Origin of the sequence: Streptomyces sp. UH6 (genome assembly GCF_013421635.1) — a bacterium.
GTDB classification, from domain to species: Bacteria; Actinomycetota; Actinomycetes; order Streptomycetales; family Streptomycetaceae; genus Streptomyces; species Streptomyces abyssomicinicus.
In genome coordinates this window covers 1-2,991 of the sequence record NZ_JACADT010000702.1, presented here as the reverse complement: position 1 = coordinate 2,991, position 2,991 = coordinate 1, and the positions used below count along the sequence as shown (strand labels likewise).

Here is a 2,991-nt window from a genome sequence, read left to right as displayed (position 1 = left end):
CGAGGCCTCGTCCTCGCCGGGGCCGTCCGCCGGAGCCAGCCGGGCGCAGTCGGTGAAGCCCTCCTCCGACAGCAGCCGGTGCCAGCCCTCAGCGGACAGCAGCGGGCCGGCCGGGCGCAGATCCGTGTCCTGCTGGTCCCAGCAACCGGACCGGAACCCGGTCATGAGGGCGAGGCCGGCCGGCCGGTGCGGTTCGATCAGCAGGAGCAGGCCGTCGTCGGCCAGCAGCCCCGCGATGTGCCGCAGGGCCCGCCGCAGGTCGCCGGCGTCGTGCAGGGCGCCGCTCACCACCACGAGGTCGTGGTCGCCCTCCGCGAACCCCTGCGTCCGCGGGTCGCGGTCGAGGTCGAGTGTGCGCAGGTCCAGGAAGTCGTGGCCGGCCAGGCGGTGCCGCGCCCTGGGGAAGAACTCGTCCGTGACGTCCGTGTACGTGTACCGGGTACGTTCCGGAGGCAGCTCCGGCAGGAGGAACGTGGCGATGGCCCCGGCTCCGGCACCGGCCTCCAGAACCCGCAGGGGCCGGTCGGCGGGCCAACGCCGCACCAGCGCGCGCACCGCGGCGCGGGCGGCACGGTGGTGGTAGGAGGCCGTGCCGACGTCGGTGCGCACTTCCTCGAGCAGGTGCCGGTCGGAGTCGGAGAAGAGCTGCTCGGGGTCGTGGTCACCTCGCAGCGTCGCCGTCAGCCCGCTTCCGCAACGGGCCATCAGCGCCAGCTCCGTGACGAGGCCGGGATGGCGGGTGATCAGTTCCTGGAAGAGCGCCTGAGGCCGTGCGGTGCCCGTCAGGCGCCAGCCACCGCCCGGGCCGTCCCGCCCGGGCCCGTGCTCCTGCTCCCGCTCCGCCAGACCGTGGGCCCGGGCGTTCTCCAGCAGGAGGCCGAGCTGCCGGGCGTACGGGGCGGGCACTCCGGCGCGTACGAGGCCGTCGACGGTGAACGCGCGCTCCTCGTGCCCGGCCTCGGCCAGCAGCTCCCGCACGGACCGCGCGGTGAAGTGCGCCGCCAGCTCGCGGGTCACCGCCACGGCCACGGGGCCGTCGCCGCGACTCCACCACGACGCGACCTGGCGCAACTCGTCCGCGCAGCCCTCCGCGAGGTCCGCGGGGAACGGCAGGGCGCACTGCGGGGGGTGCCCCTGCCCGGGGCGCGGCGCCGCCCTCATCACCGTGCCGACCAGGGGCGTGGGGGTCCGGTCGCCCTCGTCGAAGCGACGCAGACGGCAGCCCTCGACGGTGAGGCAGATCAATCCACCGAGGGCGGCCACCGTCGCGTCGCACACCACTTCGCGTTCGGAGACGCGGCGTACCCGCACGTGGATGTGACCGGCGGAGGGCAGGCGCCGCCAGGCGCGGATGCGGTCGGCGGCCACCGGCAGGTACCGGGCTCCGGGCATGCGCTCCTCGACCACGGGCGCGACCGCCTGGAGGGCGCCGTCCAGGAGCGTCGGGTGCGCCTCGTGACCGGCGGTGTCGACCCGGGCGGTGAACCGCGCCAGGACCTGGCTGTCGTCGAAGCGCAGGTCGTCGAGCACCTGGAAGGCCGGGCCGTAGCGCAGGCCCTGGCGCTCGCCGCTCGCGTAGTGTTCCGCGGGTGGCCTGTTCCGGGGCAGTGCCCTGCCGATGCCGCTGACGTCCAGGAGCCCGGGGGCGGGCGCGTGCAGCCGCCTGACCCGACAGCGGGCGTGCCGGGTCCAGGTGCCTTCACCACCGGAACGGGAGGCGATCGTCACCACGCCGTCCTCGCCGGCGAGCGAGGTCTGCACCTCCACGCCGTCGTCGTCCGGGTCGAAGGGCAGCAGCAGTGCCTGGTGGATGTGGAGACCGGTGATCTCGAGACGGCCGTCGTGCACGCGCCGTCCGGCGGCCAGCGCCATCTCGGTCATCCCGGCGGCCGGCATGACCACGGTGTCGCCGACCCTGTGGTCGGCCAGCCAGGGGAGCCGGGCCGGCTCGAAGGAGCCGTGCCAGGTGGGCTCGGCGACCGCTGCCCGCTCACCGAGCAGTGGGTGGTCGAGGGTGCCGTCCCCGCGGCCCGTCTGCCACAGCCCGGGACGGCCGTTCCAGTGCCGTTCGCGCTGCCACGGATAACCGGGGAGGTCCACCACACGTCCCCGACGTGGGAAGAGCACGCGGTGATCGCTGCGGACGCCCGCGGCCAGCAGCGCGGACAGACAGGCGCGGACGCCGCTGGGGCCTGGTGCGCCGCGACGCATCATGGGCACGGTGATGTCCTGGGAGGGACGTCCGGCACCGCCGGCGGCCCGGTTGAGGTATCCGGAGAGCACCGGATGCGGACCGACCTCGACGAAGACGGAGCAGCCCGCCTCCCGCAGACGGTCCGCGGCGTCGCCGAACAGCACCGGCTGCCGCAGGTTGCGCCACCAGTACTCGGCGTCCAGTTCGGTGCCCGTCAGCAGGGTTCCGGTGGTGGCGGAGGCGTACCGGATGTCCGCCCGACCGGTCTTCAGCCCGGAGAGCGCGTCGAGCAGGCCGTCCCTCAGCGGATCCATGACCCGGCTGTGGAAGGCGTGGTCCAGGCCGAGGTCCCGGAAGAAGACGCCCTCCCGTGCGAGCCGGTCACCGAGATCGGCGACGGCGTCCCTGTCCCCGCTGACGGTGACGTCGCGCGGGCTGTTGACACCGGCGATCTCGAGGCGGCCGTCGTAGGCCGCCAGCCATCGTTCGACCCGCCCGGGTTCCGCACCCACGGCCGCCATCCCTCCCTCGCCCGCGGTCGACGCCTGGGCCCGCGAGCGCACGGCCAGGACCCTGGCGGCGGTGTCCAGGTCGAGGGCGCCGGCCGCCCAGGCCGCCGCCATCTCGCCCGCGCTGTGCCCGACGGCACCCGTGGGCCGGATGCCGTGGGCACGGAGCACGGCCACCAGCCCGACCTGCACCGCGAACAGCAGCGGCTGCGCCACGTCGGTGGTGCCCGGGCGGCGGCGCTGCGGGTCCTTCGCGGCGAGTTCCTCGAGCACCGACCAGCCGAGGTG

1 protein-coding gene is annotated in these 2,991 nt (G+C 75.1%); it reads right to left on the bottom strand.

All coding sequences use genetic code 11. The features are described from left to right. On the bottom strand, nt 1-2,991 hold a 2,991-nt coding region (locus tag HW445_RS24530; RefSeq protein ID WP_180223115.1), incomplete at both ends, for an acyltransferase domain-containing protein.